Below are 16,599 nucleotides of genomic sequence, written 5' to 3' on the forward strand. Positions count from 1 at the left end.
ATGAAGGCCGAACGTCACACTGCCGTGCAGGTCAGGAGTGCGCTCGCCGAGACCCGCGAACGGCCCGCGGCGAGCCGCGTCTCCGACGACGCGCTGCTCGACGCAGCCAGGCAGTGCGTGCTCGCGAGCGGCGTCCGGCGCACGACGCTCGCCGAGATCGCCCGCACCGCGCACGTCAGCCGCATGACGCTGTACCGCCGCTTCCCCGACGTCCGCAGCGTCCTCGCGGCACTGATGACGCGGGAGTTCGGTGCGCTGCTGCACGGCGTCGCCTCGGAGGTGCGCTCAACCGGCACCGCGCGCGAACGGCTCGTGGACAGCGCCGTCGCGGGCGTGCGCGCGCTCGCGGCCGACCCGCTCATGCGCACGGTGCTCGACCTCGACGCGGACCTGCTGCTGCCGTACGTCACGCAGCGGCTCGGCGCGACGCAGCGGCTGGCGGAGGACGTCGTGCGCGCGCTCGTCGAGGCGGGCCAGCGCGAGGGCTCCGTTCGCCGCGGCGACGTCTCCGCCCAGGTGCGCGCGGTCCTGCTCGTCGTGCAGTCGTTCGTGCTGTCGCTGCGCCCGGCGACCATTGACGTGGCCGAAGAGGCCCTGCTCGCCGAGCTGCGGCACGTGCTCGACGCCGCGCTGGCGCCATGATCAGGGCGTCGCTGTCCGCGCGAAGGCGGACGAGGGAACTGGCCGAGCTGGCGGCCGGCGAGCGCGTGGACGTGCTCGTGGTCGGCGGCGGGGTGACGGGGGTGGGCATCGCGCTCGACGCGGCGTCGCGCGGGCTCTCCGTCGCACTCGTCGAGGCCCGCGACCTCGCCTTCGGCACCTCCCGGTTCTCGAGCAAGCTCGTGCACGGCGGCCTGCGCTACCTCGCGCACGGAGACGTGGCGCTGGCCAGGGAGAGCGCGGTGGAACGCGGCATCCTCATGACCCGCACCGCGCCGCATCTGACCCGGCCGCTGGCGCAGCTCTTCCCGCTCTACGCCACGACACCGCGCTCGGCGCGCCTGCTCACCACGGCCGGCCTGCACGCGGGTAACGCGCTGCGCAGGACAGCGGGCACACCGTCGGCGCTGCTGCCGAGGCCCCGTTCGGTGCCTGCCGCGGAGGCGCTGGCGCTCGCACCGGGACTGCGCCGCACCGGCCTGCGCGGTGGGCTGCTGTCCTTCGACGGCGCGCTGACGGACGACGCCCGGCTCGTGGTCGCGCTGGCAAGGACGGCGGCCGCGCACGGCGCGCGCATCCTCACCAGGGTGCGGGCGACCGAGCTACGGGCCGACCGTGTGCTCGCGCGCGACGAAGACAGTGGCGACGCCGTGGAACTGCACGCCCGGCAGGTGATCAACGCGGCCGGGGTGTGGGCGGGCGCGCTCGTGCCATCGGTGCGGCTGCGACCGTCCCTCGGCTCCCATCTCGTGCTCGACGCGGGCCGGACCGGGCTCGGCGAGACGTCGGTGATGGTGCCCGTTCCCGGTTCGCACAGCCGGTTCGTCTTCCTGCTCCCCCAGCCCTGCGGGCGGATCTACCTCGGAATCACCGACGAGCCGCTCGCCGGTGACCCGCCCGACGTCGCGGAGGCCCCCCAGTCCGATGTGGACTTCCTGCTCGGGGTCGCCTCCGCGGTACTGGAACGCGAGCTGCGGCCCGGCGACGTGCTCGGGACGTTCGCCGGGCTGCGCCCGCTGCTGGCCGCCGACGGCACCACGGCCGACCTCTCCCGCAGGCACGCGGTGCTCACCGACCCGGCGACGGGGGTGCTCACGGTCGTCGGCGGGAAGCTCACGACGTACCGCAAGATGGCCGAGGACGCGGTGACCGCGGCCGTGCGGACCGCTGCGTTGCCGGCGGGTCCCGTGCGCACCGCGAACCTGCCCCTGCTCGGCGCCGCCGACCGCGCCGCGCTGTCCACAGTGGATGCTCCACCCCGGCTGGTGGCCAAATACGGCACCGAGGCCCCACGCGTGGCCGCGCTCGCCGAGGTGGACGACGAGCTCGGCAGGCCCCTGTTCCCCGGCTGCGAGGTCACCGGCGCGGAGGTGGTCTGGGCCGTGCGGCACGAGGGCGCACTCGACGCCGACGACGTGCTGCACCGGCGCACGCGGCTGGGCCTGGTCCCGGCCGAGGCGGCCGCCGCGCGCGAGCGGGTCGAGGACCTGGTCGCCCGCACCCTGCGCGGACTGACCGATACTGCCTGACGGCATCCCGCTCACCGCGTACCCTCTCCCCTGGACGTGGGGAAGAGGGGAAGCAGGCATGGGCGAGCGGACACTGGAGATCGACCGCGTGTCGAAGCGCTTCGGTGACGTCGTGGCCCTCGACGCGGTGACGTTCGACGTCCGGCCCGGCGAGCTGTTCGGCTTCGTCGGCAGCAACGGCGCCGGCAAGACCACCACCATGCGGATCGTGCTCGGCGTGCTCGCGGCCGACGCGGGCGAGGTGCGCTTCGACGGTGCCCCCGTGACCCACGAGACCCGCACCCGCATCGGCTACCTGCCCGAGGAGCGGGGCCTGTACCCGAAGATGAAGGTGCTCGACCAGCTCGTCTACCTCGCTCAGCTGCATGGTGTGCCCCTGAACGACGCGCACCGCAGCGCGGAGCTGTGGATCGAGCGGCTCGGGCTCACCGAGCGGCGACGGGACGAGGTGCAGAAGCTGTCGCTGGGCAACCAGCAGCGCGTGCAGCTGGCCGCGGCGCTCGTGCACGGCCCGGACGTGCTGGTGCTCGACGAGCCGTTCTCCGGGCTCGACCCCATCGCCGTGGACGTGATGAGCGAGGTGCTCCGCGAGAAGGCCGCCACCGGGGTGCCCGTGGTGTTCTCCAGCCACCAGCTCGACCTGGTGGAGCGGCTGTGCGACCGGATCGGGATCATCCGCAGTGGACGGATCGTCGCCTGCGGTTCGGCGGCGGAGCTGACCTCGGGCGCGTCGGTCCGGATCACCGTGCGGGCACCGGGGGCACCCGCAGGCTGGGCGTCGGCGCTGCCCGGCGTGCGCGTGCTCGCCGAGAACGGCGACGGCACGGTGGTGGAGCTCGCGCCAGGCACCGACGACCAGGACGTGCTGGCCGCCGCGCTCGCCACCGGACCGGTCCGCGAGTTCACGCGGCACCACCCGTCGCTCACCGAACTGTTCCGCAGCGCTGTCACCGAAGGAGCCGGCACGTGAACGGCGTCCGCAGGCCCATCACCCCCGCCGCGGCGGTACGGCTCGTGGCGCAGCGGGAGCTGGGCGCCCGGCTCCGCACGCGCGGGTTCCTGATCGGCACGGCCGTGATCCTGGCCGTGCTGGCCGCGTACCTGCTCTTCCAGGCCGCGCTCGTGAACAACGCGCAACGCACGACCGTCGGGCTCACCGGGCAGGCGGCCGCGATCGCGGAACCGCTGCGGGCCGGTGCCGGGCAGCTCGGGCTCGACGTCGAGACGCGCCGGGTCGCCGATGCCGCGCAGGGCAGTGCCGACGTCGAGTCCGGCGACCTGGACGTGCTGGTGTCGGGCAGCCCGGCCAACCTGCGGGTGCAGGTGAAGTCCGAACTGGACCGGGAACTGGAGGCGGTGCTCACCGGGATCTCGCGGCAGGAGGTGCTGAGCGCCAAACTGGTGCAGGCGGGACTGAACCCGGCCGAGGTGATGCGCGACGTCGACGCGGCGCGGATCCAGGTGACGGCGTTCGAGGAGCACGACCCGGCGCAGGGGCAGCGGACGGTGATCGCGCTGGTGATGATGTTCCTGCTGTACATGGGCATCACCGCGTACGGCTCGCTGGTGGCGCAGGGCATCGTGGAGGAGAAGTCGAGCAGGGTGGTGGAGATCCTGCTGTCCACCGTGCGACCGTGGCACCTACTGCTGGGCAAGGTGATCGGGCTCGGGCTGACGGGCCTGGTGCAGCTGGCGATCCTCGGCGTGGCCGGGCTCGCGATGGCGAGCGCGACCGGCGTGCTGACGATCACCGGGGTCGCGACGACAACCCTGCTGTGGGGCCTGGTGTGGTACGTGCTGGGCTTCTTCCTCTACGCGACGGTGTTCGCGGCGGCGGGCTCGCTCGTGTCGCGGCAGGAGGACGTGCAGACGGTCCTGACGCCGGTGTCGATGGTGCTGCTGGTGGGCTTCATCGCGGGGTTCACGGTGGTGCAGGAACCGGAGGGCACGACGGCAACGGTGCTCTCGCTGCTGCCACCGCTCTCGCCCATTCTCTTGCCGAGCCGGATCGCGACGGGCTCGGCGGGCCCGCTGGAGATCGTGGCCGCGCTGGTGCTGACCCTGGCCGCGATCGCGGCGCTGACGTGGCTGGGTGGGCGCGTGTACCGGGCGGCGATTCTGCGCACGGGCAGCCGAATCCGCCTGAAGGACGCCCTCCGGGCGTGACGCCCTCGCGAGTCGTGCGTTCGCGAGCGCGAGTCGTGCGTTCCCGACCGCGAGTCGTACGTTCCCGACCGCGAGTGGTGCGTTCCCGACCGCGAGTCGTGCGTTCCCGACGCCGACGAAGGGAGCAAGGGAGCTTTACTCCCGTTTTCCGGTAGTAAAGCTCCCTTGCTCACCTCCGCCGCTTGACTAGGGCGCCGGGCGCATCCGGCCCGGCTCGGGAGCCGAGACCGGCGAGCGGGCCTCCAGGTACCGCCACAGCGCGTCGCCACCGTTGAAGCTGCTGCGATCCTGGTTCCGCGCGGTGAACAGCGCCGTGAAGCCCGGCGTCGAGTTCTTGGCGAAGAAGTTGTTCGCCAGCGTCGCGATCCGGTAGTCGGCGCCGGGTCGCAGCGGCTTGCCGTCGATCCGGACGTCGGCGGCGTCGACCCGCGACCCGACGGGCTTGCCGAGGTCGTACGTGTAGCGCACGTTGCCGGAAAGGGCCAGCGGCCTGAAGGTGACCGACCCGTCGGCGGCGCGCTGCCACTGGCTCTCGATCAGCTCGTCGAGCTGCCGGCCCTTCACCGTCCCGCGCACGAGCCCGACGCCGATCCCGCTGTCGTAGACGGTCCCGACCGCGAGCTCCGAGAACAGCACCCGTCCGTCGGCGTCCGCCTGGTTGCCCGCCGCGGCGGCGCGGGTGACGTCCCGGCGCAGGATGTCCGGCATCGCCATCGCGAGATCCGCCCGCCCGTCCCGCCTGGCGGCCCACAGGAACGAGTCGGCGGTGAGGTTGTACAGGCTCGACTCGCCCGCGGCGTCGCGAGTGCGCGTCAGGTCCTCGGTCACCGTCGCGACCGGAGTGTTCGCGCGCTCGGCGAGCCGCTTCTTCCAGTACGCGGTCATGCCCAGGATCTCCGGGTCGGGCGGCACGTCCCGAGTGTTCGGGTGGTTCACCGACCGGGTCAGCTCCCGCACCACCTCACCGGTACGCGCATCCAGCCGCAGCTCGATCTCGTTGATCAGTTTGCCCGCGTCGCCCGCCTCGACCACCGGCCTCGGGTTGCCCGCGGGGTCGGGCAGCATGCAGTTGACCTGCGCGTGCCAATGCCCGGTGATGATCGCGTCCACGGCCGGGTCGATCTGGCGGTTCAGCTCCACCACGGGACCGGACGGCGAGTCGCAGTCGTTGTAGCCCGCGCCGCCCCGCTGGCTGAAGCCCTCGTGCACCACCGCGACGATCGCCGAAACACCCTGCCTGCGCAGGATCTTCGCGTAGGTGTTGACCGCCCCGGCCTCGGGCAGGTACTCGATGCCACGCGGGGTGTAGGACATCTGCTCGCTGGAGGTCAGGCTCGTCGTCGTGTGCACGAACCCGACGGGCAGCCTCCGCCCGCCACCCGCGTCGACGTACTCCACATGGTACGGCCGCACCACTGGCACCGCCGTGTGCTCGCGGACCATGTTCGCCGAGTAGTACTCGTAGTCGGCGCCCCGGAACCGCTGGCCCGTGGAGTCGGTGAAGCACAGGTCGTCGTCGGGCCTGCCCTCACACGTGCCGCCCATCATGTGGCGGAGGAACTCGATGCCGCGGTCCATCTCGTGGTTGCCCACGGTGGAGAAGTCGAGCCCGATCCGGTTGAGGTACTCGACGGTCGGCTCGTTCCAGAACCACTCCGTCTCGTCCGGCCACCCGGAGAAGTCGTCACCGGCGGAGAAAAGGATGGAGTTCCGTTCGCCCTCGCGGAGCCGGTCGAGGTGCGTGGCCAGGTAGGCACCGCCGCCGACGGTCTCCGCGGGTGCGCCCGCGGTCGGCCGCACCGTGGCGGTGTACTCGCCGAAGTAGCCGTGGAAGTCGGTGATGGACAGCAGTTGCACCGGCACGGTCGGAGCCAGTGGTTCGGCGGTGGCGGCGGGCGTGAGCGTGCCGAGCAGTACGGCAGCGCTCAACGCGGCGGTGAGGCGGGGAAGACGGGGCACGGACGCAGTCCTCTCGCGATGTGCGACCAAGATCGACACATCGTTGCCCGCTCAGGCGGCTCCCACCGAACGCGCAGTTGAACACCAGGCGACTTCTCACCCACCCCCGGACGCAGTGAAGGCCACCTTCACTGCGTTGAACGCAGGCAAGGTGGCCTTCACTGCAGAGGGACCGACCTGAGGGGTCAGCGCTCCGTGACCGGCTTGTAGTCGCGCTGCTTCTCGCCGGTGTAGATCTGGCGCGGGCGGCCGATCTTGGTCTGCGGGTCCTGGATCATCTCCCGCCAGTGCGCGATCCAGCCCGGCAGGCGGCCCAGCGCGAAGAGCACCGTGAAGTACTTCGTCGGGAAGCCCAGCGCCCGGTAGATCAGACCGGTGTAGAAGTCGACGTTCGGGTACAGCTTGCGCTCGATGAAGTAGTCGTCGGAGAGCGCACGCTCCTCCAGCGCCTTCGCGATGTCGAGCAGCTCGTCGCCGCCGCCGATCTTGCCGAGGATCTCGTCGGCGGTCTTCTTGATGATCTTCGCGCGCGGGTCGTAGTTCTTGTAGACCCGGTGCCCGAAGCCCATGAGCCGGACGCCCTTTTCGCGGTTCTTGACGCGGTTGACGAAGTCGTTCACGTCACCGCCGTCGGCCTTGATGCCGTCGAGCATCTCCAGCACCGCGCTGTTGGCGCCACCGTGCAGCGGGCCGAAGAGCGCCATGATGCCGGCCGAGATGCTGGCGAACAGGTTGGCCTCGGACGAGCCGACGAGCCGCACCGTCGACGTCGAGCAGTTCTGCTCGTGGTCGGCGTGCAGGATGAACAGCAGGTCCAGCGCCTTCGCGACGTCCGGGTCGATCTCGTACGGCTCCGCGGGCAGCCCGAAGGTCATCCGGAGGAAGTTCTCCACGAGCCCGAGCGAGTTGTCCGGGTAGAGGAACGGCTGGCCGATCGACTTCTTGTACGCGTAGGCGGCCAGGGTCGGCACCTTCGCCAGCAGCCGGATGGTGGACAGCTCCACGTTCGGTTCGTCGAACGGGTTGAGCGAGTCCTGGTAGAAGGTGGACAGCGCCGAGACGGCACTGGAGAGCACCGGCATCGGGTGCGCGTCACGCGGGAAGCCGTCGAAGAACCGCTTGAGGTCCTCGTGCAGGAGCGTGTGCCGGTTGATGCGCGTGGTGAAGTCCTCGAGCTGCGCGGCGGTCGGCAGCTCGCCGTAGATCAGCAGGTAGGAGACCTCGAGGAAGTTCGAGTGCTGAGCCAGCTGCTCGATCGGATAACCGCGATAACGCAGCACACCCTGGTCGCCATCGATGTAGGTGATGGCCGAGGACGTCGACCCGGTGTTCACGAACCCGGGGTCGTAGGTGATGTAGCCGGTCTGGGCCAGCAGCTTCCCGAGCTCGATTCCGGGGGCGCCCTCGACGGCGCGGACGACCTTCAACTCGTGTTCGCCACTCGGCAGGCGGAGCACGACGTTCTCGCCCCCGGACTGCGCCGCAGTCGCGTCGGACATGCACATGCCTCTCACGGTCACACGGGCCGGTGGTGACAGCAGGTTTCGCTGGTCACCGCATTCGTACGCGAAGGGCCCTTGAGCCTCGTCGCACACCGCCCCGCTGGGGTATTTATTCCTCCTTACGCTAGTCCAGAAGACGCCTTCTTCGCAGCCGTGGTGTTACCCACAGCTAATCGTTTGCGATCAGGTTCACACGGTCAGCGGGGTGTGCCGTGACGAATACCTCATGCGGTTACAGAAATTGCGCGAGCTCGTCCGCGGTGGGCGGCTCCGCGCCGCTCCGTGACACGGTGATGGCAGCCGCGCGCGCCGCGTAGCCAAGGGCCTGCTGCCAGTCCGCGGGGTCGAGCGCCGAGGGCCGCCGGGTGTCCTGCTGGACGAGCCAGGCGAGCAGCGCGCCCTGCACGGTGTCGCCCGCGCCGATCGTGTCGACGACGTCGACCGGCACGGTCGGGGCGCTCGCCACCTCGCCGTCGGCGGTGACGACCGAGAGCCCGTCGCCGCCCTTGGTGAGCACCACCGCCTCCACTCCGGCGTCGAGCCAGCCCTTGGCGGCCTCCAGCACGCCGGCGCCCTCGGCCAGCCACTCGGCGTCGTCCACCGACAGCTTGAGCAGCCGCACGTACGGCAGCCAGGACGTGAACCGGGCCCGGTAGGCGGCGGGGTCGGTGATCATGTCCGCACGGATGTTCGGGTCCAGCGCGGTGAGCACGCCCCGCTCTGACTCGCGCCGCAGCACCGCCTCATACGCGCTCGCGCCGGGTTCGAGCACCATGCCGAGCGTGCCGAGCGACAGCGCGGTGGTGCTTTCCGGCAGCGGCCCGGGGTCGGCGACGAGCCGGTCGGCCGTGCCCTCGGTGTAGAAGCTGTACCGGGCGCTGGACTGTTCGTCGAGCGCCACCACGGCCAGCGTCGTCGGCTCGGGTCCGCGCTGCAGCAGCGAGGTGTCCACGTTGGACGCCCGGAGTCGCTCGACGAGCGCGTCGCCGAAGCGGTCGGTGGAAACCCGGGAGAGGAACGCCGTCGGCACGCCGAGCCTGGCCGCCGTGAGCGCCACATTGTAGGGTCCACCGCCGAGCCGGGGAGCCAGCAGGTCCACAGTGGACTCCGCGGGGACGAGGTCGACGAGGGCTTCACCACCGGAGACAATCACGGCGGCGATGCTATCCCACCCGCACCCGCCCCCACCCGCTCACGGAGACGCTTCGCGTCGCTGTATTCCCACCCGTCACCCGCCCCCACCCGCTCACGGAGACGCTTCGCGTCGCTGTATTCCCCCTAGCAGAAGCTCCGCCAGCGCCGTGAACGCCTCCGCGTCCGAGACCCCGGTGCGCGAGCGGACCACGCCGGTCTGGATGCCCTCCACGAGCAGGCTCGCCAGCTCCGCCACGAGCGTCGCGTGGACCTCCCGGAAGACGCCGTCGGCGACGCCCTTGGCGATGAACGACCGGATCCGGCCCGCCGCGGCCTGCGAGTTCATGCGGTAGGTCGCCCGTGCCGGCTCGAACTCCGCGACGTCGGCCATGAAGCGGTCGGAGGCGCGTTTCAGCTCGTCGGCGACACCGGCGAGGTAGACCTCGATGATCTTGCGCGCGTCGTCGATGCCGTCGATGCGCTGCTCGATCCGCTCGGCGGCTCCCTTGAAGAAGTGGCCGACGACCTTGACCGCGAGCTGCTCCTTGCTGGCGGCGAGCGTGTACAGCGTCGACTTGGAGCAGCGCAGGCGGGCGGCGAGGTCGTCGAGCGTGAACTCCACGAAGCCCTCCGCGAGGAACAGCTCCTCCAGCTCGCCGAGCAGCGCCCGCTGACGCGCGGTGGGCTGCTTGCGGGCACGGACCTGTTTCGAGGGCATCCTGCTACCGTATATTAGTACTGCGAACGCCACCACAGTACTGGTTTCAGTACAGAAGCCGGAGACGACGATGCCTGCGGAACGACTGCTGCCCACCACCGAGGCCGAGGACCTGATCGCGCTGACCAGGGAGATCGCCCGGGACGAGCTGGCCCCGCTCGCGGCGGAGTACGAGGAGGCCGAGCGCTTCCCGCGCGAGCAGTTCCGGCTGCTCGGCAAGTCCGGGCTGCTGGGCCTGCCGTACGCGGAGCGCTGGGGCGGCGGCGAGGTGACCTACGAGGTCTACCTGCAGGTGCTGGAGGAGATCGCCAGCGCGTGGATGTCCGTGGGCGTCGGGCTCTCGGTGCACACCATGTCGTGCTTCGCGCTCGCCCACCACGGCACGGAGGCGCAGCGGGAGCGGTGGCTGCCCGCGATGCTCGGCGGTGACCTGCTCGGGGCGTACGCGCTGTCGGAGACCCACGCGGGCTCCGACGCCGCAGCGCTGTCGACGCGGGCGCGCCGGGAAGGCGACTCCTACGTCGTCAACGGCGCGAAGGCGTGGATCACACACGCCGGGCAGGCCGACTTCTACACGACGATGGTGCGCACGTCCGACGAGCCGGGCGGCGCAGGCATTAGCTGCCTGCTCGTCGACGGTGCGACACCGGGCCTCGCGGCCGCCCCGCCGGAGCGCAAGATGGGACTCACCGGGTCGACCACGGCGCAGCTGCTCTTCGACAACGCGCACGTGGACGCCGACCGGCTGATCGGCGCGGAGGGCGAGGGGCTCAGGATCGCGCTCGCGTCGCTCAGCTCCGGCAGGCTCGGGATCGCCGCGTGCTCGGTGGGCCTCGCGCAGGCGGCGCTCGACGAGGCAGTCGCCTACGCCAAGGGCCGCACGCAGTTCGGCAAGGCGATCATCGAGTTCCAGGGCGTCGAGTTCCTGCTCGCCGACATGGCGGCGGCGGTGGAGTCGGCGAGGGCGACCTACCTCGAGGCCGCGCGGCGCCGCGACCGGGGGCTGCCGTTCCAGCGCCAGGCGTCGATCGCGAAGCTGGTGGCGACCGATGCGGCGATGAAGGTGACCACCGACGCCGTGCAGGTGCTCGGCGGCGCGGGCTACACGCGCGACTTCCCCGTCGAGCGGTACATGCGCGAGGCGAAGGTTCCCCAGATCTTCGAGGGCACCAACCAGATCCAACGCATGGTGATCGCCCGCGAACTCCGAAAGGGCTAGCCAACTTCCCCCAAGGCCACCTTTGTTGCGTTGAGCGCACCTAAGGTGGCCTTGGGGGAAGACAGGGCGGTTACTCGCGGTAGCGGCGGTCGGCGACCACGCCTTCGCCGGTGGCCTCGTCGAAGTGGTAGACCTCGCGGCCGCGGACGAACACGCGCATCGCCCGGTTCATCACGTCCAGCGGGTCGCCCGACCAGATCACCACGTCGGCGTCGAGGCCCGGCTTCAGCGCGCCGATCCGGTCGTCGAGGCCGAGGATCGACGCCGGGTTGATCGTCAGCGAGCGCAGCGCCGTCTCCGGGTCGAGCCCCTCCTTCACGGCGATCGCGGCCTGGTAGACGAGGAAGTTGATCGGGATCACCGGGTGGTCGGTGGTGATCGCGATCTTCACGCCCGCGCGCGCCAGGATGCCCGCCGAGCGCAGCGTGCGGTGCCGCACCTCCACCTTCGAGCGGGACGTGAACAGCGGGCCGAGGATCACCGGCACGTCGCGCTCGGCGAGGAAGTCGGCGATCAGGTGCCCCTCGGTGCCGTGGTTGACCACGAGCTTGTAGCCGAACTCCTCGGCCAGCCGCACGGCGGTGACGATGTCGTCGGCGCGGTGCGTGTGCTGGTCCCAGTACAGCTCGCCGTCGAGGACCTTCGCGAGCGTCTCCAGCGTCAGGTCGACGTCGTGCGGCTTGCCCTCGCTCAGCGCGTGGTCGCGCTGAGCGGCGTAGTTGCGGGCCTTGGTGAACGCCTCCCGCAGGATCGCCGCGACCCCGAGCCGGGTGGACGGTGTCTTCTTCTGCTCGCCCCAGATGCGCTTGGGGTTCTCGCCGAGCGCGCTCTTCACGCTGATGCCCTCGGCGAACAGCATGTCGAGCACCGTGCGGCCCCACGTCTTCACGCCGACGGTCTGCCCGCCGATGGGGTTGCCCGAGCCCGGCTTGATCACGACGCTCGTGACGCCGCCCGCCAGCGCGTCGTCGAAGCCGACCTCGTACGGGTCGATGCCGTCGATGGCGCGGAAGCGGGCACCGTTCGGGTCGGTCATCTCGTTGGTGTCGTTGCCCGACCAGCCCTCGCCCTCCTCGTGCACGCCGAGGTGCGCGTGGGCGTCGATGAAGCCGGGCAGGACCCACGAGCCGGACGCGTCGATGAGCGTCGCGCCGTCCGGAATGTCCACATCGGCCTCCGGGCCGACCGCGACGATCCTGCCACCGTCCATGAGCACCGTGCCGCCGTCGATGGGATCGCCGTCTACGGGCACCACGTAGCCGCCGGTGATTGCCTCAGTCATGGTTCGTCACGCTAACGAATCCTCCACCCGAATGCCCCAGTTGCCCCGCCATTTTTCTCCCGGTTCCAGGGTGATGAGGTCGGTGCCGGAGTTGAGCGCGTCCGCGGGGCACGTCATGGGCTCGATCGCGATGGCCCTGCCACGCCCCGTGAGATCGGCAGGCGTGAACACCTGCACCCAGCGGAAGTCGGCCTCGGTCCACACGTCCAGCGTCGTGTTGCCGTGCGTGAGCAGCACGTGGTGCCTGCCGTCCTCGCCCTCGGTGAGCCCGCCGAACGCCGTGTCGAGGTCGAGGTCGCCGACGACGCGGCCTGCGCGCAGGTCGTACTCGGTGCCCTCCACGGCCTGTTCCTCGGCGTAGGGCAGCTGCTCCTCCTCGGCGTAGGGCCGCACGCGCGTCGCTGGGAGGGTCAGCGTCAGCTCGTCGGTCGGCACGTCGCCGATGCGGAAGTACGGATGCGTGCCGACGCCGAAGCCGATGGCGCGGTCGCCCTCATTGCTCACCTCGTGCGTGACGGTCAGCTCGCGGGGCGCCAGCTCGTAGACGATGCCGGTGCGCAGCGGCACGGGCCAGCCCGGCTCGTCCTCGATGTCGCAGGCCAGCGTGATCGAGTACTCGGCGTGCTCGAGGAGCTGCCATTCCTTGCGCCGGGTGAGCCCGTGGATGGCGTTGCCGCGCTTGGCCTCGGTCACCTCCAGTTCCTGCGGCTCGCCCTCGAAGGTCCACCGCGCGGCCTTGGTGCGATTGGGCCACGGCACGAGCACCTGGCCGGCACCCTTCGGCGGCTCGTCCTCGGCGGCGAACGTCTCCAGATACGGCACGCCGCCGACCTCGAACGCGCGCAGCCCGGCACCGATCTCGGTGACGACGGCGCGCGCGTTGCCGCGGATGAGCTCGAACTGTTCCCCAGTCGGATTGACCATTGCCGCACTGTATCGGCCCGGAAAGTTACTAGACCGGTCGTCATAGTTCGCGGTAGCGTCGCTTCCATGTCGCGCAGAACCGACACCCGCGACCGCATGCTCAGCACGGCGGCCGAGCTCTTCCACACCCAGGGCTACCACGCCACGGGGCTCAACCAGCTGCTCAGCGCGGGTGGCGCCCCGAAGGGCTCCTTGTACTTCCACTTCCCCGGTGGGAAGGAACAGCTCGCGGCCGAGGCGCTCGCGATCTCCGGAGGACGCCTGCACGACGTGCTGCGGCAGACCCTCGAGACCGCCGACGGGCCCGGTGCCGCGATCGAGACCCTCATCGGCCACCTCGCCGAAACCCTTGCCGCATCTGAGTTCCGGCGTGGCTGTCCACTCTCGACGGTCGCGCTCGACGCCGCCGACAGCGAGCCGATCCGGCGGGCGTGCGCGGAGGGGTTCGGCTCGTGGCAGGCCGTCTTCGAGGACGCGCTCACCGGCGCGGGCATCGCGGCCCGGCGAGCGGGTGAGCTGGCCACGGTGGTGCTCGCCGCCGTGGAGGGCGCGCTGCTGCTGGCCAAGACCCGGCACGACACGGCTCCGCTGCGCGCGGTCGCCGCGCACCTGCGAATCACCATCGAGGGGGAGCTGCGATGACCCTGCGCGTACACCACTTCGACGCGGGAACCATGCGGCCCGCCACTGCCACCGCAGTGAAGGCCACCTTGCCTGCGTTGAACGCAGGCAAGGTGGCCTTCACTGCAGCCGGCGCACCTACTCGGCCAGTGCCTTCTCGTCCAGTTCCTTCTGTTCGGCGCCGCGCATGAAGAACCAGTTGACGACCCACAGCAGGAGGCCGACCGCGAGCAGGATCAGCGCCACGACGTAGTCCCTCGCGGGACGGCCCGACAGCGGGCTCGCCAGGTAGATGCAGAAGATCGCCGCCAGCACCGGGATCACCGTCGGTGCCCTGAAGTGCTTGTGCTCCACCTTCTCCTTGCGCAGCACCAGTACGGCGATGTTGACGATGGCGAACACGGCCAGCAGCAGCAGCGCCGTGGTGCCACCGAGCACGCTGATGTCCACGGTGGACACGAGCACGATCGCGATGGCGCTGGTGAACAGGATCGCCACCCACGGGCTGCGGCGGAACGGGTGCACGACGCCGAGCTGCTTGGGGATGATGCGCTCGTTGGCCATGCCGTAGATGAGCCTGCTCGCCATGAGCATGTTGATCAGCGCGGAGTTGATCACCGCGAAGAGGCCGATCGCGGAGAAGATCTCCCTGGGCATGCCGGGGGCGCCGATGTCGATGACCTTGAGCAGCGCGCTGCTCTCGGCGGCCTCCAGTTCGTTCGCGGGCACCAGCAGCGACGACGTCACCGACACGAGGATGTAGATCGTGGCCGCGATGACCATGCCCCACAGCATCGCCTTCGGGAAGATCCGCACCGGATCCTTGCATTCCTCGGCCATGTTCACCGAGTCCTCGAAGCCGACCATCGCGAAGAAGGCCAGCGACGTGGCCGAGGTGATGGCCACGAGCCAGGTCTGGTCCTGGGTGTTGAACTCGACCAGCCGCGACGGCTCGCCGTCCCCGTTGAGGACCGCCCACACGCCGACCCCGATGATGATCAGCAGGCCCGCCAGCTCGATGCACGTGAGCACCACGTTGGTGGTGACCGACTCCTTGACGCCTCGGAAGTTGATCGCGGCGAGCATGAGGATGAACAGGATCGCCACGAGCGGCATCGGCGAGGTGATGAACTCGGCGAGGTAGGTCTCGCCGAACGCGACCGCCGCCGACGACGCCGACGTGATGCCGGAGCACATCACCGCGAAGGCCACGAGGAACGTGAGGATGCGGATGCGGAAGGCGCGGTTGGCGTACAGCGCGGCCCCCGCCGCCTTCGGGTACTTGCCCACGAGCTCCAGGTAGCTGAAGGCGGTCATGAACGCGACGATGAACGCCAGCAGGAACGGCAGCCACAGCGCGCCGCCGACGCGACCGGCCACCTGGCCAGTGAGCGCGTACACCCCGGTGCCGATGATGTCGCCGACCACGAAGAAGAGAAGAAGCTTCGAACCCATGACCCTGCGCAGCGCAGGTTGCCCGCTGCCCGAGGTGCCGGGAGCCGTCGTTGTCGCATCCGCCATGCGGCGAGTGTGCCGCATCACGTGGGTGACGGAAACACCAGCATGCCTAGCGTTGTGTTAAGACTTCGCCCGCTCGTCCGCGGCCGCCCGGTAGTACCAGAAGGCGGGCAGGAGCAGGGTCGCCACGATGACGAGAACGATCACGAGCAGGCCACCGCCCGTTGCGGCGACCGCGGTGCCGGTGCCCGCCGCGACCCAGCCGTGCGTGAGGTCGGCGATGCGCGGCCCGCCGGCGACGACCACGGTGAACGCCCCCTGCGTCCGGCCCCGCATCTCGTCGGTCGCGGCGGACTGCAGGATCGCCATGCGGTAGATCGCGCTCACCATGTCGGCGGCACCGGCGATCGCGAGGAACACCACCGCGAGCCACAGCGACCGCGCAAGCCCGAAACCGGCGACGGCCGCGCCCCAGACGCAGATCGCCACCACGACGGCGACGCCGTGCCTGCGCACGCGGCTGACCCAGCCCGAGGTGAGCGTGATCAGCATGGCGCCCACCGGGATCGCGGCGTACAACCAGCCCAGCGCGAGTCCGCCGCCCGGCGGGTCGCCGAACGTGCGCTCGGCCATCTCGGGGAACAACGCGCGCGGCATCCCGGCGACCATCGCGACGATGTCCACGACGAACGAGGCCAGTAGCACCTTCTGCGCGGCCATGTAGCGGAAGCCGTCGACGATGTCGCGCAGCCCGGCCCTGCGCACCTGACCGGACAGCGGCGGCAACGGCGGCAGCCGCCACACCGCCCACAGCACCACCACGAGCGCGACGGTGTCGACGAGGTACAGAGTGGACAATCCGACCACCGGCATGAGCGCGCCGGCGGCCAGCGGGCCGAACACGGCGCCGAAGGTGTTCATCGTGCCGGTGAGAGCTGCCGCGGAGGGCAGCAGGTGCTCGGGCACCAGCCGGGCGACCACGGCGTTGCGGGTGGGCATGTTGACCGCGAAGAACGCCTGGTTCACGGCGAGCAGACCGAGTACGAGCCACACGGAGTTCAGCTCGAGGAACGCCTGCGCCCACAGCACCGCCGCGGTGAGCGCGATGCCGGTGTTGGAGACGATCAGCAGTTTGCGGCGGTCGACGGTGTCGGCGATCGCGCCGCCCCACAGGCCGAAGACGAGCAGGGGCACGAGCCCGAACGCGCCGGTCAGCCCGACGTAGGCCGACGAGCCGGTGATGTCGAAGACCTGCTTCGGCACGGCGACCGCGGTGAGCTGGCTGCCGATGGCGGTGACCATCGAGCTGACCCACAGCCTGCGGAAACCGGCGATCCGCAGCGGACGGCCGTCGACGACGATCGAACCGAGGAGCCTGCGCCCTCTCGACGGGGCCTCCTCGGTTCGATCGCTCACGACTATTTAGC

At 70.5% G+C, this 16,599-nt stretch carries 14 protein-coding genes; 6 read left to right on the top strand and 8 right to left on the bottom strand.

What is annotated here, in order from left to right; genetic code table 11:
• Genes BA062_RS34835 through BA062_RS34850 form a run of 4 tightly spaced genes read left to right on the top strand, consistent with a single transcriptional unit; the run spans nucleotide 1 to nucleotide 4,355 of the window.
• Nucleotides 1-642: a TetR/AcrR family transcriptional regulator gene (locus tag BA062_RS34835; protein ID WP_110343399.1), complete on the top strand. Its 642-nt coding sequence runs from the start codon at nucleotides 1-3 to the stop codon at nucleotides 640-642.
• Nucleotides 639-2,189 (top strand): glycerol-3-phosphate dehydrogenase/oxidase, encoded by a 1,551-nt coding sequence (locus BA062_RS34840; protein ID WP_110343400.1) that lies wholly within the window; start codon nucleotides 639-641, stop codon nucleotides 2,187-2,189. Before BA062_RS34835 ends, BA062_RS34840 begins: the two co-directional genes overlap by 4 nt.
• Nucleotides 2,190-2,247: 58 nt before the next feature.
• The gene (locus tag BA062_RS34845; protein WP_110343401.1) at nucleotides 2,248-3,159 is read left to right on the top strand and encodes an ABC transporter ATP-binding protein; all 912 of its coding nucleotides are present in this window, start codon (nucleotides 2,248-2,250) and stop codon (nucleotides 3,157-3,159) included.
• The gene (locus BA062_RS34850; RefSeq protein ID WP_110343402.1) at nucleotides 3,156-4,355 is read left to right on the top strand and encodes an ABC transporter permease; all 1,200 of its coding nucleotides are present in this window, start codon (nucleotides 3,156-3,158) and stop codon (nucleotides 4,353-4,355) included. The genes BA062_RS34845 and BA062_RS34850 overlap by 4 nt, the downstream gene beginning before the upstream one ends.
• Before the next feature lie 186 nt (nucleotides 4,356-4,541).
• Here the strand turns inward: BA062_RS34850 and BA062_RS34855 are convergent, their stop codons facing one another.
• The 4 genes from BA062_RS34855 to BA062_RS34870 all read right to left on the bottom strand — a co-directional run bounded on the left by BA062_RS34855 (nucleotide 4,542) and on the right by BA062_RS34870 (nucleotide 9,668).
• Nucleotides 4,542-6,314, bottom strand: coding sequence for a bifunctional metallophosphatase/5'-nucleotidase (locus BA062_RS34855; protein WP_110343403.1), 1,773 nt, complete (start codon nucleotides 6,312-6,314; stop codon nucleotides 4,542-4,544).
• A gap of 185 nt (nucleotides 6,315-6,499) precedes the next feature.
• The gene (locus BA062_RS34860; RefSeq protein WP_110343425.1) at nucleotides 6,500-7,813 is read right to left on the bottom strand and encodes a citrate synthase; all 1,314 of its coding nucleotides are present in this window, start codon (nucleotides 7,811-7,813) and stop codon (nucleotides 6,500-6,502) included.
• 235 nt (nucleotides 7,814-8,048) lie between these two features.
• The gene (locus tag BA062_RS34865; RefSeq protein ID WP_110343404.1) at nucleotides 8,049-8,969 is read right to left on the bottom strand and encodes a carbohydrate kinase family protein; all 921 of its coding nucleotides are present in this window, start codon (nucleotides 8,967-8,969) and stop codon (nucleotides 8,049-8,051) included.
• Between the two features lie 93 nt (nucleotides 8,970-9,062).
• Nucleotides 9,063-9,668 carry a TetR/AcrR family transcriptional regulator gene (locus BA062_RS34870; protein ID WP_110343405.1) on the bottom strand — a complete coding sequence of 202 codons (606 nt, stop codon included), beginning with the start codon at nucleotides 9,666-9,668 and terminating at the stop codon, nucleotides 9,063-9,065.
• Between the two features lie 70 nt (nucleotides 9,669-9,738).
• Between BA062_RS34870 and BA062_RS34875 the strand changes: the two genes are divergently transcribed.
• Nucleotides 9,739-10,887: an acyl-CoA dehydrogenase family protein gene (locus tag BA062_RS34875; protein ID WP_110343406.1), complete on the top strand. Its 1,149-nt coding sequence runs from the start codon at nucleotides 9,739-9,741 to the stop codon at nucleotides 10,885-10,887.
• Nucleotides 10,888-10,957: 70 nt separating this feature from the next.
• On the opposite strand, the gene BA062_RS34880 is transcribed toward BA062_RS34875, so the two are convergent.
• Together BA062_RS34880 and BA062_RS34885 are read right to left on the bottom strand one after the other, a co-directional pair.
• Nucleotides 10,958-12,169: an amidohydrolase gene (locus BA062_RS34880; protein ID WP_110343407.1), complete on the bottom strand. Its 1,212-nt coding sequence runs from the start codon at nucleotides 12,167-12,169 to the stop codon at nucleotides 10,958-10,960.
• A 6-nt stretch (nucleotides 12,170-12,175) separates the two neighbouring features.
• Nucleotides 12,176-13,093 carry an aldose 1-epimerase family protein gene (locus tag BA062_RS34885; protein WP_110343408.1) on the bottom strand — a complete coding sequence of 306 codons (918 nt, stop codon included), beginning with the start codon at nucleotides 13,091-13,093 and terminating at the stop codon, nucleotides 12,176-12,178.
• 66 nt (nucleotides 13,094-13,159) lie between these two features.
• Here BA062_RS34885 and BA062_RS34890 point away from each other — a divergent pair, with 66 nt between their 5' ends.
• Nucleotides 13,160-13,735, top strand: a complete 576-nt coding sequence (locus BA062_RS34890; RefSeq protein ID WP_110343409.1) for a TetR/AcrR family transcriptional regulator — start codon at nucleotides 13,160-13,162, stop codon at nucleotides 13,733-13,735.
• Nucleotides 13,736-13,852: 117 nt separating this feature from the next.
• On the opposite strand, the gene BA062_RS34895 is transcribed toward BA062_RS34890, so the two are convergent.
• Both BA062_RS34895 and BA062_RS34900 read right to left on the bottom strand, forming a co-directional pair.
• Nucleotides 13,853-15,235, bottom strand: a complete 1,383-nt coding sequence (locus BA062_RS34895; protein WP_110343410.1) for an APC family permease — start codon at nucleotides 15,233-15,235, stop codon at nucleotides 13,853-13,855.
• A 57-nt stretch (nucleotides 15,236-15,292) separates the two neighbouring features.
• Nucleotides 15,293-16,588, bottom strand: a complete 1,296-nt coding sequence (locus BA062_RS34900; protein ID WP_110343411.1) for an MFS transporter — start codon at nucleotides 16,586-16,588, stop codon at nucleotides 15,293-15,295.
• Nucleotides 16,589-16,599: the final 11 nt, after the last annotated feature.

The sequence above is a fragment of the Prauserella flavalba genome (genome assembly GCF_003202235.1).
Classification (GTDB): Bacteria; Actinomycetota; Actinomycetes; order Mycobacteriales; family Pseudonocardiaceae; genus Prauserella_A; species Prauserella_A flavalba.